This window comes from Streptomyces sp. NPDC093598, assembly GCF_044764825.1.
In the GTDB taxonomy this organism is placed as follows: domain Bacteria; phylum Actinomycetota; class Actinomycetes; order Streptomycetales; family Streptomycetaceae; genus Streptomyces.
On record NZ_JBIWIV010000002.1, the window covers coordinates 729,484 to 756,098 of the forward strand.

Annotated in this window: 24 protein-coding genes and 1 riboswitch; of the genes, 21 read left to right on the plus strand and 3 right to left on the minus strand. The window is 71.5% G+C overall.

All coding sequences use genetic code 11. The features are described from left to right. The first annotated feature begins 2 nt into the window (after positions 1-2). The 16 genes from ACIRDU_RS09290 (at position 3) to ACIRDU_RS09365 (ending at position 16,920) form a co-directional block, all read left to right on the plus strand. A complete protein-coding gene (locus ACIRDU_RS09290; protein ID WP_403577340.1) occupies positions 3-875 on the plus strand; it encodes a glycosyltransferase family 2 protein in 873 nt (290 codons plus the stop codon). Positions 876-981: 106 nt separating this feature from the next. Then, the gene (locus ACIRDU_RS09295; protein ID WP_403576375.1) at positions 982-1,911 is read left to right on the plus strand and encodes an ABC transporter permease; all 930 of its coding nucleotides are present in this window, start codon (positions 982-984) and stop codon (positions 1,909-1,911) included. Beyond that, positions 1,904-2,683 carry an ABC transporter ATP-binding protein gene (locus ACIRDU_RS09300; protein WP_403576377.1) on the plus strand — a complete coding sequence of 260 codons (780 nt, stop codon included), beginning with the start codon at positions 1,904-1,906 and terminating at the stop codon, positions 2,681-2,683. Before ACIRDU_RS09295 ends, ACIRDU_RS09300 begins: the two co-directional genes overlap by 8 nt. Before the next feature lie 360 nt (positions 2,684-3,043). Continuing rightward, complete coding sequence (hpnC, locus tag ACIRDU_RS09305; protein WP_403576379.1) at positions 3,044-3,946, plus strand: squalene synthase HpnC; 903 nt, start codon at positions 3,044-3,046, stop codon at positions 3,944-3,946. After that, entirely contained in the window at positions 3,943-4,893 is a 951-nt protein-coding gene (gene hpnD, locus ACIRDU_RS09310) for a presqualene diphosphate synthase HpnD (RefSeq protein WP_403576381.1), read from the plus strand. Before hpnC ends, hpnD begins: the two co-directional genes overlap by 4 nt. A 155-nt stretch (positions 4,894-5,048) precedes the next feature. Beyond that, positions 5,049-5,210 (plus strand): DUF6380 family protein, encoded by a 162-nt coding sequence (locus ACIRDU_RS09315; protein ID WP_403577343.1) that lies wholly within the window; start codon positions 5,049-5,051, stop codon positions 5,208-5,210. Next, on the plus strand, positions 5,207-6,619 hold the full coding sequence (gene hpnE, locus ACIRDU_RS09320) for a hydroxysqualene dehydroxylase HpnE (RefSeq protein ID WP_403576383.1): 1,413 nt from the start codon (positions 5,207-5,209) through the stop codon (positions 6,617-6,619). Before ACIRDU_RS09315 ends, hpnE begins: the two co-directional genes overlap by 4 nt. A 65-nt stretch (positions 6,620-6,684) precedes the next feature. Continuing rightward, positions 6,685-7,752, plus strand: coding sequence for a polyprenyl synthetase family protein (locus ACIRDU_RS09325; protein ID WP_403576385.1), 1,068 nt, complete (start codon positions 6,685-6,687; stop codon positions 7,750-7,752). 122 nt (positions 7,753-7,874) lie between these two features. Next, positions 7,875-9,905, plus strand: a complete 2,031-nt coding sequence (gene shc / locus ACIRDU_RS09330; protein WP_403576387.1) for a squalene--hopene cyclase — start codon at positions 7,875-7,877, stop codon at positions 9,903-9,905. Then, the gene (locus ACIRDU_RS09335) at positions 9,905-10,546 is read left to right on the plus strand and encodes a 1-hydroxy-2-methyl-2-butenyl 4-diphosphate reductase (protein WP_403576389.1); all 642 of its coding nucleotides are present in this window, start codon (positions 9,905-9,907) and stop codon (positions 10,544-10,546) included. The genes shc and ACIRDU_RS09335 overlap by 1 nt, the downstream gene beginning before the upstream one ends. A 5-nt stretch (positions 10,547-10,551) precedes the next feature. Beyond that, the gene (gene hpnH, locus ACIRDU_RS09340; RefSeq protein WP_107454007.1) at positions 10,552-11,574 is read left to right on the plus strand and encodes an adenosyl-hopene transferase HpnH; all 1,023 of its coding nucleotides are present in this window, start codon (positions 10,552-10,554) and stop codon (positions 11,572-11,574) included. Between the two features lie 4 nt (positions 11,575-11,578). After that, on the plus strand, positions 11,579-12,736 hold the full coding sequence (gene ispG, locus ACIRDU_RS09345) for a flavodoxin-dependent (E)-4-hydroxy-3-methylbut-2-enyl-diphosphate synthase (protein ID WP_403576391.1): 1,158 nt from the start codon (positions 11,579-11,581) through the stop codon (positions 12,734-12,736). A 30-nt stretch (positions 12,737-12,766) separates the two neighbouring features. Then, positions 12,767-14,656, plus strand: coding sequence for a 1-deoxy-D-xylulose-5-phosphate synthase (dxs, locus tag ACIRDU_RS09350; protein WP_403576393.1), 1,890 nt, complete (start codon positions 12,767-12,769; stop codon positions 14,654-14,656). 12 nt (positions 14,657-14,668) lie between these two features. Further along, positions 14,669-16,084 carry an aspartate aminotransferase family protein gene (locus ACIRDU_RS09355; protein ID WP_403576395.1) on the plus strand — a complete coding sequence of 472 codons (1,416 nt, stop codon included), beginning with the start codon at positions 14,669-14,671 and terminating at the stop codon, positions 16,082-16,084. Between the two features lie 75 nt (positions 16,085-16,159). After that, positions 16,160-16,807, plus strand: coding sequence for a helix-turn-helix domain-containing protein (locus tag ACIRDU_RS09360; protein ID WP_403576397.1), 648 nt, complete (start codon positions 16,160-16,162; stop codon positions 16,805-16,807). After that, positions 16,804-16,920 carry a DUF6126 family protein gene (locus ACIRDU_RS09365; protein WP_403576399.1) on the plus strand — a complete coding sequence of 39 codons (117 nt, stop codon included), beginning with the start codon at positions 16,804-16,806 and terminating at the stop codon, positions 16,918-16,920. The genes ACIRDU_RS09360 and ACIRDU_RS09365 overlap by 4 nt, the downstream gene beginning before the upstream one ends. Before the next feature lie 22 nt (positions 16,921-16,942). Here ACIRDU_RS09365 and ACIRDU_RS09370 read toward each other — a convergent pair whose 3' ends face one another. Next, positions 16,943-17,740, minus strand: coding sequence for a tyrosine-protein phosphatase (locus ACIRDU_RS09370; protein WP_403576401.1), 798 nt, complete (start codon positions 17,738-17,740; stop codon positions 16,943-16,945). Between the two features lie 179 nt (positions 17,741-17,919). On the opposite strand from ACIRDU_RS09370, the gene ACIRDU_RS09375 reads away from it, so the two are divergent. The 4 genes from ACIRDU_RS09375 to ACIRDU_RS09390 all read left to right on the plus strand — a co-directional run bounded on the left by ACIRDU_RS09375 (position 17,920) and on the right by ACIRDU_RS09390 (position 23,250). Then, complete coding sequence (locus ACIRDU_RS09375; RefSeq protein ID WP_403577345.1) at positions 17,920-19,995, plus strand: alpha-galactosidase; 2,076 nt, start codon at positions 17,920-17,922, stop codon at positions 19,993-19,995. 310 nt (positions 19,996-20,305) lie between these two features. Beyond that, positions 20,306-20,467, plus strand: a riboswitch (cyclic di-AMP (ydaO/yuaA leader). Between the two features lie 4 nt (positions 20,468-20,471). Then, positions 20,472-21,401, plus strand: a complete 930-nt coding sequence (locus tag ACIRDU_RS09380) for a peptidoglycan DD-metalloendopeptidase family protein (RefSeq protein ID WP_403576402.1) — start codon at positions 20,472-20,474, stop codon at positions 21,399-21,401. 201 nt (positions 21,402-21,602) lie between these two features. Continuing rightward, positions 21,603-22,319: a DUF6250 domain-containing protein gene (locus tag ACIRDU_RS09385; protein ID WP_403576404.1), complete on the plus strand. Its 717-nt coding sequence runs from the start codon at positions 21,603-21,605 to the stop codon at positions 22,317-22,319. 145 nt (positions 22,320-22,464) lie between these two features. Beyond that, positions 22,465-23,250: an SGNH/GDSL hydrolase family protein gene (locus ACIRDU_RS09390; protein WP_403577348.1), complete on the plus strand. Its 786-nt coding sequence runs from the start codon at positions 22,465-22,467 to the stop codon at positions 23,248-23,250. Positions 23,251-23,323: 73 nt separating this feature from the next. On the opposite strand, the gene ACIRDU_RS09395 is transcribed toward ACIRDU_RS09390, so the two are convergent. Further along, positions 23,324-23,938: a TetR/AcrR family transcriptional regulator gene (locus ACIRDU_RS09395; protein ID WP_403576406.1), complete on the minus strand. Its 615-nt coding sequence runs from the start codon at positions 23,936-23,938 to the stop codon at positions 23,324-23,326. Positions 23,939-24,037: 99 nt separating this feature from the next. Continuing rightward, the gene (locus ACIRDU_RS09400; RefSeq protein ID WP_403576408.1) at positions 24,038-25,216 is read right to left on the minus strand and encodes a Glu/Leu/Phe/Val dehydrogenase dimerization domain-containing protein; all 1,179 of its coding nucleotides are present in this window, start codon (positions 25,214-25,216) and stop codon (positions 24,038-24,040) included. A gap of 128 nt (positions 25,217-25,344) precedes the next feature. Between ACIRDU_RS09400 and ACIRDU_RS09405 the strand changes: the two genes are divergently transcribed. Beyond that, entirely contained in the window at positions 25,345-26,610 is a 1,266-nt protein-coding gene (locus tag ACIRDU_RS09405; protein ID WP_403576410.1) for an MBL fold metallo-hydrolase, read from the plus strand. Positions 26,611-26,615: the final 5 nt, after the last annotated feature.

Consider the following 26,615-nt stretch of genomic DNA (forward strand, 5'->3'; position numbering starts at 1 on the left):
CGATGAAGGTCGGCGCCGTCATCATCACCATGGGCAACCGGCCAGAGGAGCTGCGCGCCCTGCTCGACTCCGTCGCCAAGCAGGACGGTGACCCGGTCGAGGTGGTCGTCGTCGGCAACGGCTCGCCCGTCCCGGACGTCCCCGAGGGTGTCCGCACGATCGAACTGCCCGAGAACCTCGGCATCCCCGGCGGCCGCAACGTCGGCATCGAGGCCTTCGGCCCCGCCGGCCGGGACGTCGACATCCTGCTGTTCCTCGACGACGACGGGCTCCTCGCGGGCCACGACACCGCCGAGCTGTGCCGCGAGGCCTTCGAGGCCGACCCGAAGCTCGGCATCGTGAGTTTCCGCATAGCCGACCCGGAGAACGGCCTCACGCAGCGCCGGCACGTCCCCCGGCTGCGCGCCTCCGACCCGATGCGATCCTCGCGCGTGACCACTTTCCTCGGCGGTGCCAACGCCGTCCGCACCCGGGTCTTCGCCGACGTCGGCGGACTCCCGGACGAGTTCTTCTACGCCCACGAGGAAACCGACCTGGCGTGGCGGGCCCTCGACGCGGGCTGGATGATCGACTACCGGTCCGACATGGTGCTGTACCACCCGACGACCGCCCCCTCCCGGCACGCGGTCTACCACCGCATGGTCGCCCGCAACCGCGTCTGGCTCGCCCGCCGCAACCTCCCCGCGCCGCTCGTCCCCGTCTACCTCGGCGTGTGGCTGCTGCTCACTCTCCTGCGCCGCCCCTCCCGCAGTGCGCTGCGGGCCTGGTTCGGCGGATTCCGCGAGGGCTGGACCACCTCGTGCGGGCCCCGCCGGCCGATGAAGTGGCGTACGGTGTGGCGGCTGACCCGGCTGGGCCGGCCCCCCGTCATCTGACAAGCTCGTATCCGGGAGCACCCGGGAGCCCCCCGGGCCGTACCCCGGCCCCGGCTCGTGCCAGGCCGGCACAGGCCGAGCATCTCGAAGACGAAAGTTTCCACTAGTGAGTGAGACAACGCACGACGCCACGGTCGCGGTGAGCGCGCCCGCGGCGCCCGACGAGGGCCTCACGGCGAGGGAACTCGCCGCCAAGCACGGGCTGACCGTGAGCGGCGCCCGGCCGTCCCTCATCGAGTACGTCCGTCAGCTCTGGGACCGGCGGCACTTCATCCTCGCCTTCTCCCGGGCGAAGCTGACGGCCCAGTACAGCCAGGCCAAGCTCGGCCAGCTGTGGCAGGTGGCCACGCCGCTGCTGAACGCGGCCGTGTACTTCTTCATCTTCGGCCTGCTCCTGGAGGCCGACCGGGGCATGTCCCGTGAGGTGTACATCCCGTTCCTGGTCACGGGCGTGTTCGTGTTCACCTTCACGCAGAGCTCGGTGATGGCGGGGGTGCGCGCGATCTCCGGCAACCTCGGCCTGGTCCGCGCCCTGCACTTCCCGCGGGCCTCGCTGCCGGTCTCCTTCGCGCTCCAGCAGCTCCAGCAGCTGCTGTTCTCGATGATCGTGCTGTTCGCCATCGCGGTCGGCTTCGGCCACTACCCGGATCTGTCCTGGCTGCTGATCGTGCCGGTGCTCGTGCTGCAGTTCTGCTTCAACACCGGCCTCGCGCTGATCATGGCCCGGGCGGGCGCCAAGACGCCCGACCTCGCGCAGCTGATGCCGTTCGTGATGCGGACGTGGATGTACGCCTCCGGCGTGATGTTCTCCATCCCGATCTTCCTCGCGGACAAGCCGGCCTGGATCGCCAACGTCCTGCAGTGGAACCCGGCCGCGATCTACATGGACCTGATGCGCTTCGCCCTGATCGACGACTACGGCTCCCAGTACCTGCCCGACCACGTGTGGGCGGCCGCGGGCGGCTGGGCCGTGCTGTTCGCCCTCGGTGGCTTCGTGTACTTCTGGAAGGCGGAGGAGAGGTACGGCCGTGGCTGAGCAGAAGCAGGACGCACGGATTCCCACCGTCATCGCGGACGACCTGCACATCGTCTACCGCGTCAACGGCGCCAAGACCGGCAAGGGCAGCGCCACCGCCGCCCTCAGCCGCATCGTCAAGCGCGGTGAGGAGCGGGGCGTGCGCAAGGTGCACGCCGTGCGCGGCGTCTCCTTCGTGGCGTACCGCGGTGAGGCCATCGGCCTGATCGGCTCCAACGGCTCCGGCAAGTCGACCCTGCTGCGGGCCATCGCCGGACTGCTCCCGGCCGAGCAGGGCAAGGTCTACACCGACGGCCAGCCCTCGCTGCTCGGCGTCAACGCGGCCCTGATGAACGACCTCACCGGCGAACGGAACGTCATATTGGGCGGGCTCGCCATGGGCATGTCCCGCGAGGAGATCAAGGACCGCTACCAGGAGATCGTCGACTTCTCCGGCATCAACGAGAAGGGCGACTTCATCACCCTGCCCATGCGCACCTACTCCTCCGGCATGGCGGCCCGGCTCCGCTTCTCCATCGCCGCGGCCAAGGACCACGACGTCCTGATGATCGACGAGGCCCTGGCGACCGGCGACCGGAAGTTCCAGAAGCGCTCCGAGGACCGCATCCGGGAGCTGCGCAAGGAAGCCGGCACGGTGTTTCTGGTCAGCCACAACAACAAGTCCATCCGCGACACCTGCAACCGCGTCCTGTGGCTGGAGCGTGGCGAGCTGCGCATGGACGGCCCCACGGACGAGGTGCTCAAGGAGTACGAGAAGTTCACGGGCAAGTAGCCCTGATTCGGCCAGGGCCCCGACGGAACTGCTCCGGCGGGGCCCCGCCTCTGCAAAGGAAACGTCAACTCCGGCCCATCTCAGGAATCTTGGGGCCAATCGGTGTGTTCTCGTGATGCGCAGGACACCCTGACGAACCGTGTCGCGTTGTACAACGTAAGCTGTACCGGTCCCGAAACACGGCAATCAGGGCAATAATGCGCGACACCGCCCGTCGGACCACCGTGCGGACGGCTGGGCGGCGTGTCCGAAATAGTGCGTATTGGGTCGGCAGTGTAGAACGGGAGATGTGACGGCGATGGCTACGGAAACTCCCCAGCTCCACGCAGCACGTGCCGTCCCCGCGCCGGGCAGTCGGCGGTGACGGGAACCGGCACGGCACGCGCCCTCGATCCGGAGCGCGGCACGCTCGACAAGGCCGCCGGTGAGAACTTCCCGGTGGCCCCCTTCTTCCTGCCCCGGGCCTGGCGCACCGACCTCATGGCCGTCTACGGCTTCGCCCGCCTGGTCGACGACATCGGCGACGGCGACCTGGCCCCCGGCGGTGCCGACGCCCGCCTGCTCGGGGTGTCCCCGCAGGAGGCCGAGGACCGGCTCGTGATGCTGGACGCCTTCGAGGCCGACCTGCGCCGGGTCTTCGACTCGACTCCGCGCCACCCCCTGCTGCGCCGCCTCCAGCCGACCGTGCGCCGCCACTCGCTCACCCCCGAGCCGTTCCTCGGCCTGATCGCCGCCAACCGACAGGACCAGCTGGTCGGCCGCTACGAGACCTACGACGACCTGCTCGCCTACTGCGAGCTGTCCGCCAACCCCGTCGGCCGTCTCGTCCTCGCCGTCACCGGCACCTCGACACCCGAGCGGATCCGCCGCTCCGACATGATCTGCACGGCCCTCCAGATCGTCGAGCACCTCCAGGACGTGGCCGAGGACCTCGGCCGCGACCGCATCTACCTGCCCGCAGCCGACATGAAACGCTTCCACGTCCAGGAAGCGGATCTCGCCACGAGATCCGCCGGAGCGTCGGTCCGTGCGCTGATTGCGTACGAAGCGCAAAGGGCCCGGGATCTGCTGAATGAAGGCGCCCCCCTGGTGGGTAGCGTCCACGGCAGGCTGAAGCTGCTGCTCGCGGGGTTCGTGGCGGGGGGAAGGGCGGCCGTCCGTGCCATCGCCGCCGCCGAGTTCGACGTACTTCCCGGCCCGCCCAAGCCCGGCAAGGTCCGGTTGCTGCGTGAGGTGGGCGTGACTCTGCGAGGAGAGGGGTGATCCGGACCGTGGAGTCGGAACCACACGCGTCCCCACCGGTACTCGCCGCCTACAGCTACTGCGAGGCCGTCACCGGGCGGCAGGCCCGCAACTTCGCCTATGGCATCCGGCTGCTGCCGACGCCCCAGCGCCGTGCGATGTCCGCGCTGTACGCGTTCTCGCGGCGGGTCGACGACATCGGCGACGGCGCTCTCGCCGACGACGTCAAGGTGGCCAGGCTGGAGGAGACCCGGACGCTGCTCACCAGGATCCGCGAGGACGGGGTCGACGAGGACGACACCGATCCGGTCGCCGTCGCCCTCTCGCACGCCGCCGGGCACTTCCCGATCCCGCTCGGCGGCCTGGACGAGCTCATCGACGGCGTCCTGATGGACGTCCGCGGCGAGACCTACGAGACCTGGGACGACCTGAAGGTCTACTGCCGCTGCGTGGCGGGCGCGATCGGGCGTCTCTCGCTCGGCGTCTTCGGCACGGAACCCGGGGCTCGCGGCGTGGACCGCGCGCCGGAGTATGCCGACACGCTCGGGCTCGCGCTTCAGCTCACCAACATCCTCAGAGACGTCCGCGAGGACGCCGTGGACGGGCGGACCTATCTGCCCGCCGACGATCTCGCCAAGTTCGGCTGCTCGGCCGGCTTCAGCGGGCCGCGGCCACCGCAGGGCTCCGACTTCGCGGGCCTCGTGCACTTCGAAGTGCGACGGGCCCGCGCTCTGTTCGCCGAGGGGTACCGGCTGCTCCCCATGCTCGACCGGCGCAGCGGAGCCTGTGTCGCCGCCATGGCCGGCATCTACCGCCGCCTCCTCGACCGCATCGAGCGCGACCCGGAGGCCGTGCTGCGCGGCCGCGTCTCGCTGCCCGGCCGGGAGAAGGCCTACGTCGCCGTGCGCGGCCTGTCCGGACTCGACGCCCGGCATGTGACCCGGCGGACCGTCAGGAGGCGTGCGTGACGGCCGAACCGGTCGACGGACGGAGTGCGGTGCGGGCTGCGGCGCCGCGCGTCCCGCAGGCCTGCCGTGACACCGAGCCGGTGCATTCCCATTCCCCCGTCCGCCGACGGGGGCGGGTCGCGGTCGTCGGCGGACGGCCGGGCGGCCACGCCCTCGTGACCTCGGCGGCCGGGCGCCGCCACGACGCCCCTCCCGGCCACACCGTCGGAGACAACCGGCGGGCAACCCTCCGGCCCGGGGCGGCGTCCCTGACGGAGACGGCCGGTCGTGCACCGTTCGAGCAGCACGCCCGGGCCGCAGGGGAGGGTGCGCGATGACCTACGGCACAGGGTCCCGGGGACCGGCCGCACAGGGGCGGCACGCCGTCGTGGTGGGCGGCGGGCTCGCCGGTGTCACCACCGCGCTCGCGCTCGCCGATGCCGGAGTGCGCGTCACCCTGCTGGAGGGCAGGCCGCGGCTCGGCGGTCTGGCCTTCTCCTTCCAGCGCGGTGACCTCACCGTCGACAACGGCCAGCACGTCTACCTGCGCTGCTGCACGGCCTACCGCTGGTTCCTCGACCGCATCGAGGGCGCGGCCCTGGCCCCGCTCCAGGACCGTCTCGACGTACCCGTCCTGGACCTCGCCCGGCCCGAGGGGCGGCGGCTCGGCCGGCTGCGACGGGACGCCCTGCCCGTGCCCCTGCACCTGGGGCGCAGCCTCGCCGCCTATCCGCACCTGTCGCTCGCCGACCGCGCCAAGGTCGGCCGGGCCGCGCTCGCCCTCAAGGGACTCGACCCCACCGACCCGGCGCTGGACACCCAGGACTTCGGCAGCTGGCTGGCCGCGCACGGCCAGTCGGCGCGCGCCGTCGAGGCGCTGTGGGACCTGGTCGGGGTCGCCACCCTCAACGCGGTCGCCTCCGACGCCTCCCTCGGGCTCGCCGCGATGGTGTTCAAGACCGGTCTGCTGTCGGACCCGGGCGCGGCCGACATCGGCTGGGCGCGGGTCCCGCTGGGCGACCTGCACGACCGGCTGGCCCGCAAGGCGCTCGACTGCGCGGGCGTGCGCACCGAGGTCCGTGCCCGCGTCACCTCCGTCTCCTCGAACGGGGCCGGGCAGTGGAGCGTTCAGGTCCCCGGCGAGACGCTGGAGGCCGACGCGGTGGTCCTCGCCGTACCGCAGCGCGAGGCGCACGACCTGCTGCCGGCGGGCGCCCTCGACGCGCCCGGACGGCTCCTGGAGATCGGCACCGCGCCGATCCTCAACGTCCATGTGGTGTACGACCGTAAGGTCCTCGGCCGGCCGTTCTTCACCGCCCTCGGCAGCCCCGTGCAGTGGGTCTTCGACCGGACCGAGGCGTCCGGGCTGCGCGAGGGCCAGTACCTCGCCCTGTCGCAGTCGGCCGCCCAGGACGAGATCGACGAGCCCGTGGCCGTGCTGCGCGAGCGGTACCTGCCCGAGCTGGAGCGACTGCTGCCGCTGACCCGCGGCGCCGACGTGAAGGACTTCTTCGTCACCCGGGAGCGCACCGCGACGTTCGCTCCCGCCCCCGGCGTCGGGCGACTCAGGCCCGGCGCCCGCACCAAGGCATCCGGCCTCTACCTGGCCGGAGCGTGGACCGCCACCGGGTGGCCCGCGACCATGGAGAGTGCGGTCCGCAGTGGTGTGAGCGCGGCGGACGCCGTGCTGGGCGCCCTGGGCCGGCCCCGCCCGCAGCACCTCTTCGCGCTCGAGGAGGCGGCATGATGCCGGCTCAGGCCGGAGCGGCAGGCGGCCCCCGCACCCCCGGTACCGCAACAAGAGGAGAGACTGTGCCCACTGTGCCCCCGGCCTCGAAGACTGCCGAGGCGGTGGACGTGACCGCGCTGCTGGAGCGCGGCCGAACCCTGGCCACACCGGTACTGCGGGCGGCCGTCGACCGCCTGGCACCTCCCATGGACACTGTTGCCGCCTACCACTTCGGCTGGATCGACGCCCAGGGCAGGCCCGCGGAGGGGGACGGCGGCAAGGCCGTGCGCCCCGCCCTCGCGGTGCTGTCCGCCGAGGTCATGTCGGCCGCCCCCGAGACCGGCATCCCCGGCGCCGTCGCCGTGGAACTCGTCCACAACTTCTCCCTCCTCCACGACGACCTCATGGACGGCGACGAGCAGCGCCGTCACCGCGACACGGTCTGGAAGGTGCACGGCCCCGCCCAGGCCATCCTGGTCGGCGACGCCCTGTTCGCCCTCGCCAACGAGGTGCTCCTCGAACTCGGCACCGTCGAGGCCGGCCGCGCCACCCGCCGTCTGACCACCGCCTCCCGCGCCCTGATCGACGGCCAGGCCCAGGACATCTCCTACGAGCACCGCGACCGTGTCAGCGTCGAGGAGTGCCTGGAGATGGAGGGCAACAAGACCGGCGCCCTGCTCGCCTGCGCCTCCTCCATCGGTGCGGTCCTCGGCGGCGCCGACGACCGCACCGCCGACACCCTGGAGAAGTACGGCTACCACCTGGGTCTCGCCTTCCAGGCCGTCGACGACCTGCTCGGCATCTGGGGCGACCCGGTCTCCACCGGCAAGCAGACCTGGAGCGACCTGCGCCAGCGCAAGAAGTCCCTGCCGGTCGTGGCGGCCCTCGCGGCGGGCGGCTCCGCCTCCGAGCGGCTCGGCGAGATCCTCGCCGCCGACGCCAAGGCCAGCGACTTCGAGAACTTCTCCGAGGAGGAGTTCGCGGCCCGCGCCGCCCTCATCGAGGAGGCCGGCGGTCGCGAGTGGACCGCCGACGAGGCACGCCGTCAGCACACCATCGCCATCGAAGCCCTCGACGCCGTCGACATGCCCGACCGGGTGCGGGCACAGTTCACGGCGCTCGCCGACTTCGTCGTCGTACGAAAGAGATGATCACTATCGGCCGAATAGCCCTCGCGTAGTCGCCGGCCGGTGCCGCGAGTCATCACAAAGCACCGGCCGACGGCGGACCCACAGCAGCTGCACACCTTGCACCACTGCACGAAGGGGAAGCCATGACAGCGACGACCGACGGAAGCACCGGGGCCCTGCCGCCCCGCGCCGCCGCGGCCAGCGACACCGACACAGACATCCCCGGGGCGGCCGGGGTACCGGAAGCCGCCGCACGCGCCGCCCGGCGTGCCACCGACTTCCTGCTCTCCCGCCAGGACGCCCAGGGCTGGTGGAAGGGCCACCTCGAGACCAACGTCACGATGGATGCCGAGGACCTGCTGCTCCGTCAGTTCCTCGGCATCCGCGACGTCAAGACCACACAGGCCGCCGCTCTCTTCATCCGTGGCGAGCAGCGCGAGGACGGTACCTGGGCCACCTTCTACGGCGGGCCCGGCGAACTGTCCGCCACCATCGAGGCGTACGTCGCGCTCCGTCTGGCCGGTGACGCGCCCGACGCCCCGCACATGGCGAAGGCCTCCGCCTGGATCCGCGAGCGGGGCGGCATCGCCGCCGCCCGGGTCTTCACCCGCATCTGGCTGGCCCTGTTCGGCTGGTGGAAGTGGGAGGACCTGCCCGAACTCCCGCCGGAGCTCATCTTCTTCCCCAAGTGGGTGCCGCTCAACATCTACGACTTCGGCTGCTGGGCCCGGCAGACCATCGTCCCGCTGACGGTCGTCTCCGCGAAACGGCCGGTCCGCCCCGCGCCCTTCCCGCTCGACGAGCTGCACACGGACCCGGCCCACCCGAACCCGGCCAAGCCCCTTGCCTCGCCACTCAGTTGGGACGGGGCGTTCCAGCGGATGGACAAGGGCCTGCACGCCCTGCGGAAGGTCGCCCCGCGCCGGCTGCGCAGGGCCGCCATGAACAGCGCCGCCCGCTGGATCATCGAGCGGCAGGAGAACGACGGCTGCTGGGGCGGCATCCAGCCCCCCGCCGTGTACTCGATCATCGCCCTGCATCTGCTCGGCTACGACCTCGAACACCCCGTGATGCGCGAGGGCCTCGCGTCCCTGGACCGGTTCGCGGTGTGGCGCGAGGACGGGGCCCGGATGATCGAGGCCTGCCAGTCGCCGGTGTGGGACACCTGCCTGGCGGCCATCGCCCTCGTCGACGCCGGACTGCCCGCCGATCACCCGCAGTTGGTGAAGGCGGCCGACTGGATGCTGGGCGAGGAGATCGTCCGGCCGGGTGACTGGTCGGTGAAGCGGCCCGGACTGCCACCCGGGGGCTGGGCGTTCGAGTTCCACAACGACAACTACCCCGACATCGACGACACCGCCGAGGTGATCCTCGCGCTGCGCCGGATCACCCACCACGACCCGGAGCGGGTCGAGCGGGCCATCGGGCGCGGCATGCGCTGGACGCTCGGCATGCAGTCGAAGAACGGCGCCTGGGCCGCCTTCGACGTCGACAACACCAGCCCCTTCCCGAACCGGCTGCCGTTCTGCGACTTCGGCGAGGTCGTCGACCCGCCCTCCGCCGACGTCACCGCGCACGTCGTCGAGATGCTCGCGGTGGAGGGCCTCGCCCACGACCCGCGCACCCGGCGCGGCATCGAGTGGCTGCTCGCCGAGCAGGAACCGGACGGCTCGTGGTTCGGGCGCTGGGGCGTCAACTACGTCTACGGCACCGGGTCCGTGGTGCCCGCCCTGACCGCCGCCGGCATCCCCGCCGCGCACCCGGCGATCCGGCGGGCCGTGGCCTGGCTGGAGTCGGTCCAGAACGACGACGGTGGCTGGGGCGAGGACCTGCGCTCCTACCAGGACGTCAGGGAGTGGAGCGGCAAGGGCGCCTCGACCGCCTCGCAGACGGCGTGGGCGCTGATGGCCCTGCTCGCGGCGGGGGAGCGGGACTCCAAAGCCGTCGAACGCGGCGTCGAGTGGCTCGCCGCCACCCAGCGGGAGGACGGCTCCTGGGACGAGCCGTACTTCACGGGGACGGGCTTCCCGTGGGACTTCTCGATCAACTACCACCTCTACCGGCAGGTCTTCCCGCTCACCGCCCTCGGCAGGTATCTGCACGGGGAGCCCTTCGCCGACAAGCTCCCGGGGAGCGGGGCCGGGATGCCGCTCGCCGAGGCCGAGGGGAGCTGATGAGCCCGCAGGCCGCCCCCGTCCCGCTGCTGATCGCCTGCGCGCTCGGCATCGAGCAGTTCGCCCTGCGCGCGGGCGGCCGAGGCGGGGCCGACGGGCCGGTCACGGTGCTGAGGACGGGCATGGGGCCGGTGGCCGCCGAACGGGCCGTCACCCGCCTGCTGGCCGACCCGGCCCTGCGCGACGCCGCCGTGCTGGCGACCGGCTTCTGCGCCGGGCTCGCGCCGGGCATGCACCCCGGCGATCCGGTCGTCGCCGAGGAGACCCGTGACCCGCGCGGTACGACCCCCTGCGTGGGGACGGACCTGCTGGTCAAGGAGCTGTCCCGGGCGCTGCCCGGGCGGACCGTGCACACCGGGCCGCTCACCGGTTCCGACCACGTCGTGCGCGGCCCCGAACGGTCCGCCCTGCGCGCCACCGGCGCGATCGCGGTCGACATGGAGTCCGCCGTCACGCTTCTGAGCGCCGTGCGCGCGGGCGATCGCCCGGTTGCGGCCGTCCGGGTGGTCGTGGACGCTCCTGAACATGAACTCGTCCGGATCGGCACGGTGCGCGGTGGAATATCAGCTTTCCGTGTCCTTCGTTCCGTTCTTCCCGCTTTCTTTGAATGGCACCGTTCCTTGCTGCTCCCCAGGAGGTGAGCCAGATGGCCATGCCGCTCCGACAGTCCATCAAGGTCGCTACATACTTGGCTGAACAGAAGCTCCGCCGACGGGACAAGTTTCCGCTGATCGTGGAGCTGGAGCCGCTGTTCGCCTGCAACCTCAAGTGCGAGGGGTGCGGCAAGATCCAGCATCCGGCCGGGGTGCTGAAACAGCGGATGCCCGTCGCCCAGGCCGTGGGAGCGGTCATGGAGTCCGGTGCCCCGATGGTGTCCATCGCCGGTGGCGAGCCGCTGATGCACCCGCAGATCGACGAGATCGTGCGTCAGCTGGTGGCCAAGCGGAAGTACGTTTTCCTCTGCACCAACGCGATGCTGCTGCGCAAGAAGATGGACACGTTCACGCCGTCGCCCTACTTCGCCTTCGCGGTGCACATCGACGGGCTGCGCGAACGGCACGACGAGTCGGTGGCCAAGGAGGGCGTGTTCGACGAGGCAGTGGAGGCGATCAAGGAGGCCAAGCGGCGCGGCTTCCGGGTCACCACCAACTCGACCTTCTTCAACACCGACACTCCCCAGACCATCATCGAGGTGCTCAACTTCCTCAACGACGACCTCCAGGTCGACGAGATGATGATCTCGCCCGCCTACGCCTACGAGAAGGCCCCCGACCAGGAGCACTTCCTGGGCGTGGAGCAGACCCGCGAGCTGTTCAAGAAGGCCTTCTCGGGCGGCAACCGGCGGCGCTGGCGGCTCAACCACTCGCCGCTCTTCCTGGACTTCCTGGAGGGCAAGGTCGACTTCCCGTGCACCGCGTGGGCGATCCCGAACTACTCGCTCTTCGGCTGGCAGCGCCCCTGCTACCTGATGAGCGACGGATACGTGCCCACGTACCGGGAGCTGGTCGAGGACACCGACTGGGACAAGTACGGACGCGGCAAGGACCCGCGCTGCGCCAACTGCATGGCGCACTGCGGCTACGAGCCCACCGCCGTCCTCGCCACCATGGGATCGCTGAAGGAGTCCCTGCGCGCCCTGCGCGAGACGGTCTCCGGCAACCGGGAGTGATGTCATGACAGCCATGTCGCTGGGTGTCCCCGAGGTGCCGGTCCAGCCGGTCGCGGAGCGGCGCGCCTCGCGCCGGATCCAGGTCGGTCCGGTGGCGGTCGGGGGCGGGGCCCCGGTGTCGGTGCAGTCGATGACGACGACCCGTACGTCGGACATCGGCGCCACCTTGCAGCAGATCGCGGAGCTCACCGCGTCCGGCTGCCAGATCGTCCGGGTCGCCTGCCCCACGCAGGACGACGCGGACGCGCTGGCGACCATCGCGCGCAAGTCGCAGATCCCGGTGATCGCGGACATCCACTTCCAGCCCAAGTACGTGTTCGCGGCCATCGAGGCGGGCTGCGCGGCAGTCCGGGTCAATCCCGGCAACATCAAGCAGTTCGACGACCGGGTCAAGGAGATCGCCCAGGCGGCGAAGGACCACGGCACGCCGATCCGGATCGGCGTCAACGCCGGGTCGCTGGACCGGCGGCTGCTCCAGAAGCACGGCAAGGCGACCCCGGAGGCGCTCGTGGAGAGCGCGCTGTGGGAGGCGTCCTTGTTCGAGGAGCACGGCTTCCGGGACATCAAGATCTCCGTCAAGCACAACGACCCGGTCGTGATGATCGAGGCGTACCGGCAGCTGGCCGAACGGTGCGACTACCCGCTGCACCTGGGCGTGACGGAGGCGGGACCGGCGTTCCAGGGCACGATCAAGTCGGCCGTGGCGTTCGGCGCGCTGCTGTCCCGGGGCATCGGCGACACGATCCGGGTGTCGCTGTCCGCGCCGCCGGCCGAGGAGGTCAAGGTCGGCATCCAGATCCTCCAGTCACTGGGGCTCAGGGAGCGCCGGCTGGAGATCGTGTCGTGCCCGTCCTGCGGCCGTGCCCAGGTCGACGTCTACAAACTGGCCGAGGAGGTCACGGCAGGGCTCGAGGGCATGGAGGTGCCGCTGCGCGTCGCCGTCATGGGGTGTGTGGTCAACGGGCCCGGCGAGGCGCGGGAGGCCGATCTCGGCGTCGCCTCCGGCAACGGCAAGGGGCAGATCTTCGTCAAGGGCGAGGTCATCAAGACCGTCCCCGAGTCGAAGATCGTCGAGACGCTGATCGAAGAGGCGATGAAGATCGCCGAGCAGATGGAGAAGGACGGCGTGGGGTCGGGGGAGCCGGCCGTCACCGTGAGCTGAGCAGCACGGAAATGCGAAGGGGGCCCGAGCGTGACGATTCTGGAGAGCATCCGGGGACCACGCGACCTGAAGGCGCTGTCCGAGGCACAACTGGGGGAACTGTCCGAAGAGATCAGGGAGTTCCTGGTGCACGCGGTCGCCAGGACCGGAGGCCATCTGGGGCCCAACCTGGGCGTGGTGGAGCTGACCGTCGCCCTGCACCGGGTCTTCGAGTCCCCGGTCGACCGCATCCTGTGGGACACCGGCCACCAGAGCTACGTCCACAAACTGCTGACCGGACGCCAGGACTTCTCCAAGCTCCGCGGCAAGGGCGGCCTGTCCGGCTACCCCTCGCGTGAGGAGTCCGAGCACGACGTCATCGAGAACAGCCACGCCTCCACGGCGCTCGGCTGGGCCGACGGGCTCGCCAAGGCCCGCCAGGTGCAGGGGGAGAGGGGGCATGTCGTCGCGGTCATCGGCGACGGGGCCCTCACCGGCGGCATGGCCTGGGAGGCGCTGAACAACATCGCGGCCGCCAAGGACCGGCCGCTGATCATCGTCGTCAACGACAACGAACGCTCCTACGCCCCCACCATCGGCGGCCTCGCCAACCACCTCGCGACGCTGCGCACCACCGACGGCTACGAGCGGTTCCTGGCCTGGGGCAAGGACGTGCTCCAGGGCACGCCCCTGGTCGGCAACACCCTCTACGAGGCTCTGCACGGCGCGAAGAAGGGCTTCAAGGACGCGTTCGCCCCGCAGGGCCTCTTCGAGGACCTGGGCCTGAAGTACGTGGGGCCGATCGACGGGCACGACATCGGGGCCGTGGAGTCCGCGCTGCGGCGCGCGAAACGCTTCCACGGGCCGGTGCTCGTCCACTGCCTCACGGAGAAGGGCCGCGGCTATGAGCCCGCCCTCGCTCACGAGGAGGACCACTTCCACACCGTCGGCGTCATGGACCCCCTGACCTGCGCGCCGCTCTCCCCGTCGGGCGGCCCCTCGTGGACCTCGGTGTTCGGGGAGGAGATCGTCAGGATCGGCGAGGAACGCCAGGACGTGGTGGCGATCACCGCCGCCATGCTGCATCCGGTCGGTCTCGGCGCCTTCGCCGACCGGTTCCCGGACCGGGTGTGGGACGTCGGCATCGCCGAGCAGCATGCGGCCGTGTCCGCGGCGGGCCTGGCGACGGGCGGACTGCACCCGGTCGTCGCCGTCTACGCCACCTTCCTCAACCGCGCCTTCGACCAGTTGCTGATGGACGTCGCCCTGCACCGCTGCGGGGTGACCTTCGTGCTGGACCGGGCCGGTGTCACGGGAGTCGACGGGGCCTCCCACAACGGCATGTGGGACATGTCCGTCCTCCAGGTCGTGCCCGGGCTCAGGATCGCCGCGCCACGCGACGCCGACCAGCTGCGCGCCCAGCTGCGGGAGGCCGTCGCCGTGGACGACGCGCCGACCCTGGTCCGTTTCCCGAAGGAGTCGGTGGGACCGCAGATTCCCGCGATCGACCGGGTGGGAGGACTGGACGTGCTGCACCGCGCTCCCGACCCGCAGGTCCTGCTGGTGGCCGTCGGCGTGATGGCGCCCGTCTGCCTCCGGGCCGCCGAGTTGCTCGAAGCGCGCGGCATCGGCTGCACCGTCGTCGACCCGCGCTGGGTCAAGCCCGTCGACCCGGCGCTGCCGGGCCTCGCCGCCGAGCACCGTCTGGTCGCCGTCGTCGAGGACAACAGCCGTGCGGCCGGGGTCGGTTCGGCCGTGGCGCTGGCCCTGGGCGACGCCGAGGTCGACGTGCCGGTACGGCGGTTCGGCGTCCCCGAGCAGTTCCTCGCGCACGCCAAGCGCGGCGAGGTGCTCGCCGACATCGGCCTGACACCCGTCGAGGTCGCCGGACGGATCAGCGCGAGCCTGACCGTCAAGGAAGAGCTGTCCAAGGAGCCGTAAGGAGCCACAGGAATGACAACCGCCGAGTCCGCGTCGGAGTCGTCGCAGGCCGGGGAGTTCGACCTCGGCACACTGCTGGCCGAGCGCGGAGCCGAGCGCTACGAGCTGCACACCCGCTACCTCAACCACCAGCTCCCGCGCATGCTGCACACCATCGGCTTCGACAAGGTCTACGAGCGCGCCGAGGGCGCCTACTTCCACGACGCGGACGGCAACGACTACCTCGACATGCTCGCCGGGTTCGGGGTGATGGGCCTCGGCCGCCACCACCCGGTGGTCCGCAAGGCGCTGCACGACGTCCTGGACGCCGGGCTCGCCGACCTCACCCGGTTCGACTGTCAGCCGCTGCCCGGCCTGCTGGCCGAGAAGCTGCTCGCGCACAGCCCGCACCTGGACCGGGTGTTCTTCGGCAACAGCGGCACCGAGGCAGTCGAAGGGGCCCTGAAGTTCGCCCGGTTCGTCACCGGCAGGCCCAGGGTCCTGTACTGCGCGCACGCCTTCCACGGCCTGACCACCGGCTCCCTCTCGGTCAACGGCGAGTCCGCCTTCCGCGACGGCTTCACCCCGCTGCTGCCCGACACGGCCGTACCGCTCGGCGATCTCGACGCCCTGGAGAAGGAGCTGAAGAAGGGCGACGTCGCCGCGCTGATCGTCGAGCCGATCCAGGGCAAGGGCGTCCTGGAGGGCCCGCCCGGCTGGCTGCGGGCCGCCCAGGAGCTGCTCCACCGGCACAAGGCCCTGCTCATCGCCGACGAGGTGCAGACCGGCCTCGGCCGGACCGGCGACTTCTACGGCTACCAGCACGAGGACGGCGTGGAACCCGACCTGGTGTGCGTGGCCAAGGCACTCTCCGGCGGCTATGTGCCGGTCGGCGCCACGATCGGCAAGGACTGGATCTTCAAGAAGGTCTACTCGTCCATGGACCGGGTGCTCGTCCACTCGGCGAGCTTCGGATCCAACGCGCAGGCCATGGCGGCGGGCCTCGCGGTGCTGTCGGTGATGGAGAACGAGCAGATCGTCGCGAACGTCCGGGCCACCGGGGAGCAGCTCAGATCCCGGCTCGCGGCGCTGACGGACACGTACGAGATGCTGGCCGAGGTCCGCGGCCGGGGTCTGATGATCGGCATCGAGTTCGGCCGGCCCAGGTCGCTGAAGCTGCGCAGCCGCTGGGCCATGCTCCAGGCCGCGCGCAAGGGGCTCTTCGCGCAGATGGTCGTCGTGCCCCTGCTGCAGCGGCACCGGATCCTCACCCAGGTCTCCGGCGACCACATGGAGGTGATCAAGCTGATCCCGCCGCTGATCATCGGCGAGCGGGAGGTGGACCGGTTCGTCGACGCCTTCACGGCCGTGATGGACGACGCGCACAACGGCGGGCTCGTATGGGACTTCGGCAAGACGCTCGTCAAGCAGGCGGTCGCCCACCGTTGAGGCTCCGCCCGGGCGGATTTTTGCCTCGCGGGCAAAAAATTTGCCGCTGAGGCAAGACCGGGGCTGAATGGAGGCATGAGCTCCTCCGAGACCGAGCGGCCCTCCGGGGCCGGCTCGCCGGCCGAACAGCCGGCCGGTGCGCTGCCCGCCGTCGTCGCGCCACAGCTGCGGGCGCTGCGGCGCCAGGCCTCCTTGACGCTGGAGGCCGCGGCCCGGGCCGCCGGGCTGTCGCCCGCCCACCTCTCGCGTCTGGAGACCGGGCAGCGCCAGCCCTCGCTGCCGATGCTGCTCGCGCTCGCCCGTGTCTACGGTACGACGGTCTCCGAACTGCTCGGCGAGACGGTTGCCGAGCGGGACTCCGTCATCCGCGCGGCCGACATGGAACCCACCGCGGCGGGGGGCTGGACGTACTGGCAGGCCGGTGCCCCCGGCCGCGGGATGCAGGCCCTGCGTGTCCACGTCCCCTACGGCTCCCAGGGCGACATCGTGCGCGTCCACCCCGGCGAGGAGTGGCTGCACGTGCTGCGCGGCCGGCTGCGGCTGCGCCTCGGGGACACCACGCACCGGCTGGCGGCCGGCGACAGCGCCCACTTCGACTCGCTCACCCCGCACCGGATCGCCGCCGAGGACCACGACGGCGTCGAGCTGCTCTTCGTCCACACCCTGCTGCAGAGCCCCACGGCCGCCCTGTGCCTGGGCCCCACCCCTGGAGACGTGTCATGAGCAACATGGAGGAGAAGTTCCCCCGCGCCCTGTGGGTGAGGCTGTTCGTCTACCTCATCGCCGGCCACGTCTTCGCCGCGTTCGTGTACCTGCTGTTCGAGGTCGGGGCGTAGTAGCCCCCGCCGGGGCGGTGCCTCAGTCGAGCAGCCGCTCGCGCAGCCGCTCCCGGGTCTCCGGAGTGAGCCTCAGCCCCTTCTCCAGGTAGGCGTCGACGCCGCCCCAGGTCTCCTCGATGGTGTCGAAGGCCGCGGTCAGATACTCGGCGCGGGCGTCGAAGAGGGGGCTGAGCAGCTCCATGACCTCGGGCGAGTAGGCCGAGGCGGCGGAGCTGCTGCGGTGCACCTTGTAACGGCGGTGCTTGGCGTTCGACTTCAGATAGTCGTCGACGATCGCCTCGCGCTCCACGCCCACCGCGAGCAGCGTCACCGCGACGGACAGACCCGCGCGGTCCTTGCCCGCCGCGCAATGCATCAGCGCGGGGACGCTGTCCTGCGCGAGCGCGTGCAGCACCCGGGAGTGCTCGTCGGTGCGGTGCTTGATGATCGTGCGGTAGGAGGCGATCATGCGGCCCGCGCCCTTGCCGTCCGAGAGGATCTCGCGCAGCTGGTCCAGGTCGCCGTCGCGGACCATCTTCCAGAACTCGGCGCCGTCGGCGGGGTCGCTCAGCGGCAGGTTCACATTGCGCACGCCGGGCAGCTCGACGTCCGGCCCCTCGAGCTTCTGGTCGGCAGCGTTGCGGAAGTCGAAGATCGTGTGCAGGCCGAGCGTGGTCAGGAAGGCGGCGTCCTCCGCGGTCGCATGGGCGAGGTGGCCGCTGCGGAACAGCACGCCCTGCCGCACCCGCCGGCCGTCCACGGTCGGAAGTCCGCCCACATCACGGAAGTTGCGCACTCCGGCCAGCTCGGGCTCGGTCGACGGGACCTGCTGTGTCACGAGGGCTCCTCCCCTTCGGCGCCGCCGGCGCGGCTCGTCGGCGGGCGTCACTCGACGATACGACATGCCTGCCTGGGGCAATGAGTTGTCCACAGGCGTTGCCCGGAGCCCCCACGGCACCTGATGATGTTGCCGCCTGGTCGCACCTGGTCGGGCTTGTTCGAATCTGTGAGGGCATGATGCTGGACATCTCCGAAGACGGTCGTACGTGGGTGCTCTCCGGGCCGGCCAGCAGTTACGCCGTCCATGTCACCGACCGGGACGAGCTGCTGCATCTGCACTGGGGCCCCAGGATCGCCCTCGCCGACGCGGAGGCCCTGGCGGTCCGGCCGCTGCCGGACTACTGGCCCTTCGAGTCCCCGCTCGACGGACGCGAGGAGTACCCGGTCGAGGGCGGCCCCCGTTTCGTCCGTCCCGCCCTGTCCGTGCGCACGGCCGAGCGGCGCGGCACCGAGTGGGTCCACGAGGGGCACGACACCGACGGCGACGAGCTGCGGCTGCGGTTCCGTGACGGCGACCTGGCCGTCACGCTGCACTACCGGATGCTCTCCTCGACGGACGTCGTCGAGCGCTGGGTGACCTTGCACAACCGAGGGCCGGCCGTCGAGCTGCTGCGCGCCGACTCCGCGACCTGGACCCTGCCCGACCGCGACGCCTGGCGGCTGTCCCAGCTGCACGGCCGCTGGGGCGCCGAGTCCCGGCTGACGCGCTCCGATCTCACTCACGGCGAGAAGGTGATCGGCAGCCGCCGCGGCCACACCTCCCACCAGCACCTGCCGTGGGTCGCCCTCGACACCGACGCCACCGAGGAGCGCGGCGAGGTCTACGGCTGCGCCCTCGGCTGGTCCGGGTCCTGGCGCATCGCCGTGGCCCAGCTCCCGGACGCACGCGTGCAGATCACCGGCGGCGCCGGCTACGACGACTCGGGCCTGCTGACGCTGGGCACGGGGGAGTCGTACACGACCCCCGTCTTCGCCGGACTCTGGAGCGACGGCGGCTTCGGCGGGGCGAGCCGCGCCTGGCACGCCTACCAGCGGACGTACGTGATCCCGGACGCCGGCCAGGACCGGCCGGTGCTGTTCAACTCCTGGGAGGCCACCGAGTTCGACATCTCCGAGGAGCAGCAGCGGGCGCTCGCCGAACGGGCCGCGGCCATGGGCGTCGAGCTGTTCGTGGTCGACGACGGCTGGTTCGGGGCGCGCACCAGCGACCGGGCCGGGCTCGGCGACTGGACCCCCAACCCCGACCGCTTCCCGGGCGGGCTGAAGCCGCTCGCCGACCACGTGCACGGCCTCGGCATGCGGTTCGGGATCTGGGTCGAGCCGGAGATGGTCAACCCGGACAGCGATCTGTACCGCGCGCACCCGGACTGGGTGCAGTACCAAACGGGACGAAAGCGAACGGAGTTCCGCAATCAGCTCGTACTCAACCTGGCCCGCGCGGACGTCCGGGAGTACCTGTGGGAGCAGCTCGACGGGCTCCTCTCCAGTGCGCCGATCGACTACGTCAAGTGGGACTTCAACCGCTGCTTCACCGACGCCGGCTGGCCGGACGACCCCTATCCGCAGCGGCTGTGGGTCGACCACGTGCGCGGCCTGTACGCCCTGCTGGACCGGCTGCGGGCCGCCCATCCGGGCGTGGCCTTCGAGTCCTGCTCGGGTGGCGGCGGCCGGATCGACCTCGGCGTGCTGAGCCGCACGGACCAGGTGTGGACCTCCGACAACACCGACCCCCTCGACCGGCTCGCCATCCAGCACGGCTTCAGCCAGATCCATCCGGCCCGGGTCATGGCCGCCTGGGTCACCGACAGCCCGAACGCCATGCTCAACCACCGGGCCAGTTCGCTGCGGTTCCGGTTCCTCAGCGCCATGGCCGGGGTGCTCGGAGTCGGCGGTGACCTCACACGGTGGACGGCGGAGGAGCTCGCCGAGGCGGCGGAGTGGGTCGGGCTCTACAAGGAGATCCGGCCCGTGGTGCAGCGGGGCGACCTGTACCGGCTACGGCCCCCGGAGGGTGGACTGAGCGCCGTGCAGTACGTCCTCGGCGACGAGACCGTCGTCCTCGCCTGGCTCCAGGCGCAGCGCTACGGCGAGCCCGTGCCGGCGCTCCGACTGCGCGGCCTCGATCCGACAGCGGCGTACGAATGCCTCGAAACGGGCGAAGTGCACCGAGGTGCCGTACTGCTCCATCACGGACTGCGGGTCGGTCTGCGCGGGGATCTGGACGCCGTCGTCGTCCGCCTTAAGCGGAAGTAGTCCTTTCTGTCCGAATAAGGCGCTTCGGTCGGTAAGAGGTAACGTGCCCCGATCGTAAAGGAAATGAGGTCGGGGTGCGTGACCATCGTCATATTCGTGACGATGTGTTGTCGCCATGTTCACGTAATTCGGGCGTAATTCAGGGCCATTGAGGAATGAGAGAGATCGGTAATCCACGCTCGGTGACGGCGAATGTGCCGACGCGTCAAGAAAAACACCGTCACGGGCAACCGCAAGCTTGTCCCGTTGCGTCTTGGTCGCTTACGTTCCACACCAATCCGGACGGACGCCTAATCCTGCCGCCGCCCGGAGTCCGCACACACTGACCCGACGTACGGCAGGAGCGGGGGACCCACAGGTAAGACGCCTGTTCCGGTTCCCGGAACGGCTTGGGGTTAAGCCGCGCCTCGGCGCGACCGGGCATCTCCAGCCCGCACCCGACAGCTCACCTCGCAGGCGACGGAGAGGAATTCGCCATGCCCGCGAAGGGTAAGCACCGCCGCCCCAAGACCCAGCGTTTCACCCGCTCCATCGCCGTCGCCGGAACCGGCGGGGCCGCCCTCGCCCTGCCGCTCATGGGTGCGGCCGGCGCCCACGCCGCCACCCCGCAGTCGGCTCCGGAAAAGGCCGTCCAGTCCGCTCCGGCCGCCGAGAAGAAGGCTCCGGAAAACGCCACCGGCGCCCGCACGTACACCGTGAAGGCCGGCGACTACCTCGCGAAGATAGCCGACGACCAGAATGTCAGCGGCGGCTGGAAGAAGCTCTACGCGGACAACCGCGACGCCGTCGGCTCCGACCCGTCGTTGATCCACCCGGGCCTGAAGCTGTCGATCGGCAAGAAGGCGGCGAGCGCTCCGAAGTCCTCGGCCCCGTCGGCGCCGAAGTCCTCCGCCCCGAAGTCCTCGGCCTCGAAGCCGTCCGCCGCCGAGTCGGCCCCGAAGGCGGAGACCGCCGCGAAGCCGGCCGCCGCCGAGCCCGCCGCCGAGAGCAACTCCAGTGGCTACACCCTCCCGGTGGCCGGTGCCACCGTCGGCACCCCGTACCACATGTCCGGCAGCATGTGGTCCAGCGGCTACCACACCGGTGTCGACTTCGTCGTCCCGACCGGCACCTCCCTCAAGGCCGTCGGCGCGGGCACGGTCGTCTCCGCCGGCTGGGGCGGCGCCTACGGCAACCAGGTCGTCATCAAGCTCGCCGACGGCTACTACGCCCAGTACGCCCACCTGTCCCAGCTCTCCGTCTCGGCCGGCCAGACCGTGACCGCCGGGCAGCAGGTCGGCTTGTCGGGCGCGACCGGCAACGTGACCGGACCGCACCTGCACTTCGAGATCCGCACCACGCCGGACTACGGCTCGGACGTGGACCCGGTCGCCTTCCTGCGCTCGCACGGCGTCTCCGTCGGCTGACCGACCGCACGACCACCTGCCTGACACGCGACCGAAGGCCGGACCCCGATCCCCGGGTCCGGCCTTCGGTGTGTGCGCTGCTGATCACCCCGAGGGGGCGTCAAGGGATCGACAGCCGACGGCAGTTGGGACACAGTGATCCCGTCCGGAGTGCAAGCGCTTTCCAGAGCCTTCCCGGCGGATCCCGAGGAGCTGTGTCCCGTGCCGACCACCCGCAGAGCGTTCGGAGCCCTGACCGCAGGAGCCGCCCTGGCGGCCCTCGCCCCGACGGCCATCGCGCACGCCGTGCCCCGCCACCGCCGCCTCGTCGCCCGCGACGACTTCTGCCACGGCCTCGGGCAGTGGGCGACCGAGCTCCAGGACGGCGGCACCGTCACCGCCTCCCGCGGCACCCTGGAGATCGATGTGCCGAGCGGCGCGACCGTGTGGTTCAGGCAGCGGCTCGAAGGGCCTTATGTGCTCGAATACACCGCGACCCCGGTCTCCGAGGGCGGGGTCAACGACCGGGTCTCCGACCTCAACAACTTCTGGAACGCGACCGACGTCCGCTCCCCGGACGACCTCTTCGCGACCCCGCGCGGCGGCGCCCTCGACGAGTACGACCACCTCACGACGTACTACGCGGGCTACGGCGCCAACTACAACACCACGACCCGGCTGCGCCGTTACGTCGGCGAGCCCGGCGTCCGGCCCCTGGTCCTCGACTACACCGAGCCGCTGCTGGTCGCGAACCAGCCGAACCGGGTCCGGATCGTCTCCGACGGCTCCACGGTGCAGTGGTGGAACAACGGGCGGCTCGTCTTCGACCACACCGACCCGCAGCCCTACACGAGCGGGCACTTCGCCTTCCGGACCGTCTGGAGCCATTTCCGGATCCGTGAGTTCCGGGTCTGGCGGCTCATCCCGAAACATCCCTGACGAGCGGTGTATTCCACAGTTGGCGAACACTTGAGGAGTGGCTTATCTCACCGCCCGTCAACCCGCTCCTACGGTCGCGTAGGTCACATTCGAAGGTGAATCATGAGCTGCTGTGGCAGACGATTCGAAGAGTGACAGCAGAGCAGTGATCGGGTCGTACGTGGCGGTGGGGGACAGCTTCACCGAGGGCGTCGGTGATCCCGGCCCCGACGGGGCGTTCGTCGGCTGGGCCGACCGGTTCGCCGTCCTGCTCGCCGACCGCAGGCCCGAGGGCGACTTCCGGTACACCAATCTCGCCGTACGCGGAAAGCTTCTCGACCAGATCGTGGCGGACCAGGTTCCGCGGGCCGTCGAGATGGCCCCGGACCTCGTCTCGTTCTGCGCCGGGGGCAACGACATCATCCGGCCCGGCACCGACCCGGACGAAGTGGCCGAGCGCTTCGAGCGGGCCCTGGCCCAGCTCACCGCCGTGTCCGGCACGGTCATGGTGACGACCGGGTTCGACACCCGTGGCGTGCCCGTGCTCAAGCACCTGCGCGGCAAGATCGCCACCTACAACGGACATGTCCGGGCCATCGCCGACCGGCACGGCTGCCCGGTGCTCGACCTGTGGTCCCTGCGCAGTGTGCAGGACCGCAGGGCCTGGGACGCCGACCGGCTGCACCTGTCGCCCGAGGGGCACACGCGGGTGGCGCTGCGCGCGGGCCAGGTGCTCGGCCTCGACGTGCCGGCCGACCCGGAGCAGGCGTGGCCTCCGCTGCCCCCGCGCGGCGTTCCCGACGTGCGGCGGGACAACGTCGCCTGGGCGCGCGAGTTCCTGGTGCCGTGGATCGGACGCCGGCTGCGCGGGGAGTCGTCGGGCGACCATGTGACGGCCAAGGGGGCGCTGTCGCCGGACGACATCAGGATGCGGATCGCACCGGTGGCGTGAGAGCGGCTCCTGCGCGTGCGGGCCGTGCCGGCGGGAACACCGGCGCGGCCCGCAGGCGTCGCAGCCGTGGCTTCTAGGGCGTCGGCCGCCCCTCCTCCACCAGGCCCAACTCGCGAGCCAGAGCCTCCTCCACCCACTCCTGGGCCCGCGCTCGCGGCACCGCGCCGGCGTAGGACGTCAGCTGGACGGCGAGGCCGTCGAGGAGGGCGGTGAGACGGAGGGCCGTGCCCCGCGGGTCCGGGCAGTGGAACTCACCGGCCGCCACGCCCTCCGCGATGACCTCGGCCAGGGCCGCCTTCCACCGCCGGTCGAGGTCCTGGGCGACCTCCCGCAGCACGGGGTCGCGCAGCGCCGCCGCCCAGCCCTCGATCCACAGCCGCCAGCCCTTGGCCTGCCCGGTCGGGGCGTACCACCGTACGGCCGACCGCAGCCTGCGCAGCGCCGGCGAGCGGCGGCCGAGCAGCTTGCGCAGATGCGCGAGGTCGCCCTCCGCCGCGTGCCGGAACGCGGCGGCGACCAACTGCTCCTTCGTCGAGAAGTGATAGAGGACCAGCGCGTTGCTCACGCCGAGGGCCGAGGCCACGTCGGCGATCCGGACCGCCGCCACACCCCGTGCCTCGATCTGCTCGATGGCCGCCCGCAGCAGATCCCCGCGCCGCTCCGCCACGCTCAACCGGACTCTCGTCACGCCGTCACCCTACCCACGCGTCCGCGACGCCTCGACGGGCATTTCGGCCTGCGCGGTCCAGGCCCGCGACGGCAGCCGCGGAGGAGACGACGGGGCGTCTCACCGGTACCAGCCGAACCGCTCCGCGATCAGCGGCAGCCGGTCCGCCGCGATCGCGTGGGCGGCGGCCCGCGGTGTCGTCCCGTCGGCCTGCGCGCGGGCCAGCATCCGCTCGACCAGGGCCCGCACCGAGCGGCGCGTGTACGCGAGCGCCTCCTCGGCGTCGGCGCCGATGTCCCCGAACAGCGTCCACCACCACCAGGCGTTCGTCCCGGAGTTGACCACGACGTCCGGCAGCACGGTCACCCCGCGCGCGGCCAGCGGCAGCTCCGCTTCCGGCCGCACGGGCATGTTGGCCGCCTCCACCACCCAGCGGGCGGTGATCCGCTCCTGGTTGCCGGCGTCGATCGCGTACGACACCGCTGCCGGCACCAGCACGTCCGCGTCGGCCGACAGCCAGGCGTCGCCCGGCAGTTCGAGGTCGCCGGGCCGCAGCGCCGAGCGGTCCACCGTGCCGTGGGCGTCGCGCGCGGCCAGCAACGCCTCGACGTCGAGGCCCGCCCGGTTGGCGATGGTGCCCTTGAGGTCGGCCACGGCCACGACCGTGCATCCCGCCCGTGTGAGGAAGCGCGCGGTGGCCCCGCCCATGGTGCCCAGCCCCTGGAGGGAGACCCGCGTTCCCGCGTACGGCACGCCGGCCCGGTCCAGGGCGGCCAGGGCCGCTTCGGCCACACCGCAGCCGCCGACCAGCTCGTCCAGCCCGATGCCGTCGACCTCGACCGCGAAGGCGTCCCGCAGCCGCCGCCGGGCCCCGGCCTCGTCGTCCAGCAGCGGGTACACGGCCTGGATCGAGGAGACCAGCCCCGCCTCGGCGGCGGCCCGGTCCACCAGGTCCTGGGTGAGCCCCAGGTCCTCGCCCGTCGTCCAGCAGCTCTCCATGTACGGCCGCATCGCGCGCAGGTAGCGCACCAGCAGCGGGTACGCCTCCGGGTCCCGGGGGTCGCAGTCGATGCCGCCCTTGGCGCCGCCGAGCGGGACGTAGCGGCTCGCGGGGTCGTAGTGCAGGGCCTCCTTCACGGTCATGCCGCGGGCCAGGCCGGTGACCTCGTCCAGCGTGCAGCCCGCGCGCATCCGCAGACCGCCGCTGGCGACCCCGCGCACCAGCCGGTCGACGACCAGGAAGCCCTGCCGTCCCGTGAGGTGATCGGTCCAGGTCAGAGACAGCAGGGGGGTGGCCATACGGGCTCCTTCGCCGTCGGGTTACTGAATCATCGGTCAGTATCTCCTTCGGTGGGATCCCTGTGGCCCGGTGGTGTCGGAGGGGCCGACCATAATGGAAAGCCTGACCGACTCCACCTGGAGGTACCGTGGCCGGTTTCCGTACCCTGAGCTCCGGGCTCCGTGCGCTGCAGCCCGGGGCGTTCGGCGCGGATCCCAGCGGTGAGCGCATGGCGCGCATCCGCAGATCGCCCCACTTCAAGGACGGGGTCTTCCAGAACCCCGGCGGCCCCGCGCGGACCCGGCCCTCGGGCTCGACCGTGGACTTCGCGAAGGTCTTCTTCGACAAGGACACCCGGCCCCGCCGCACCCCGAGGGGCACCGTTCCGGTGCACTCCACCACCCTCGCCGACATCGCCCGGCCCCCGGCCACCGGGCTGCGGCTGACCTGGATGGGGCACTCCAGCGTGCTCGCGGAGGTGGACGGACGGCGCGTCCTGTTCGACCCGGTGTGGGGCGAGCGCTGCTCCCCCTTCCCCTTCGCCGGGCCCAAGCGGCTGCACCCCGTGCCCGTGCCGCTGGCCGCGCTCGGTCCGGTCGACGTCGTGGTCATCTCGCACGACCACTACGACCATCTGGACATGCCCACCATCAAGGCGCTCGCCGGCACGGACACGCTCTTCGCCGTGCCTCTCGGCGTCGGCGCGCACCTGGAGCACTGGGGCGTGTCCGCCGGCCGGCTGCGCGAGCTGGACTGGCACGAGTCCACCGGGATCGGCGGCCTCACCCTGACCGCCACCCCCGCCCGGCACTTCTGCGGCCGTGGGCTGCGCAACACCCAGCACACCCTGTGGGCCTCCTGGGTCGTCGCCGGTGAGGAGCACCGGATCTACCACAGCGGCGACACCGGCTACTTCGACGGCTTCAAGGAGATCGGCGCCGAGCACGGGCCGTTCGATGCCACGATGATCCAGATCGGCGCGTACTCCGACTTCTGGCCCGACATCCACATGACTCCCGAGGAGGGCATGCGCGCCCATCTCGACCTCCAGGGCGGACCGGAGCACGGCCCGATGCTGCCGATCCACTGGGCCACCTTCAACCTGGCGACGCACCCGTGGGCGGACCCCGGCGAGGGGACGCTCGCGGCAGCCCGCGCGGTGGGCGCCCGTGTCGCCCTGCCCCGCCCCGGCGAGCCCTTCGAGCCCACGGCTCAGACCGTCCCGTCCGAGCCGTGGTGGCGTGGGGTGGCGCTCGCCCCGAAGGGGGGCCGTCCAGCTGCGGAGGCCCTCACCGGAGCCGGCATCAAGGCCGCGTCGGACGCGGCAGCCGTGGCCCAGGCCGACACGGTGAGTGACGACGACCGTCGGGCCGGCCAGGGCACCGAGGACCCCGAGTCCCTCCCGGCGGGCTGACCCGG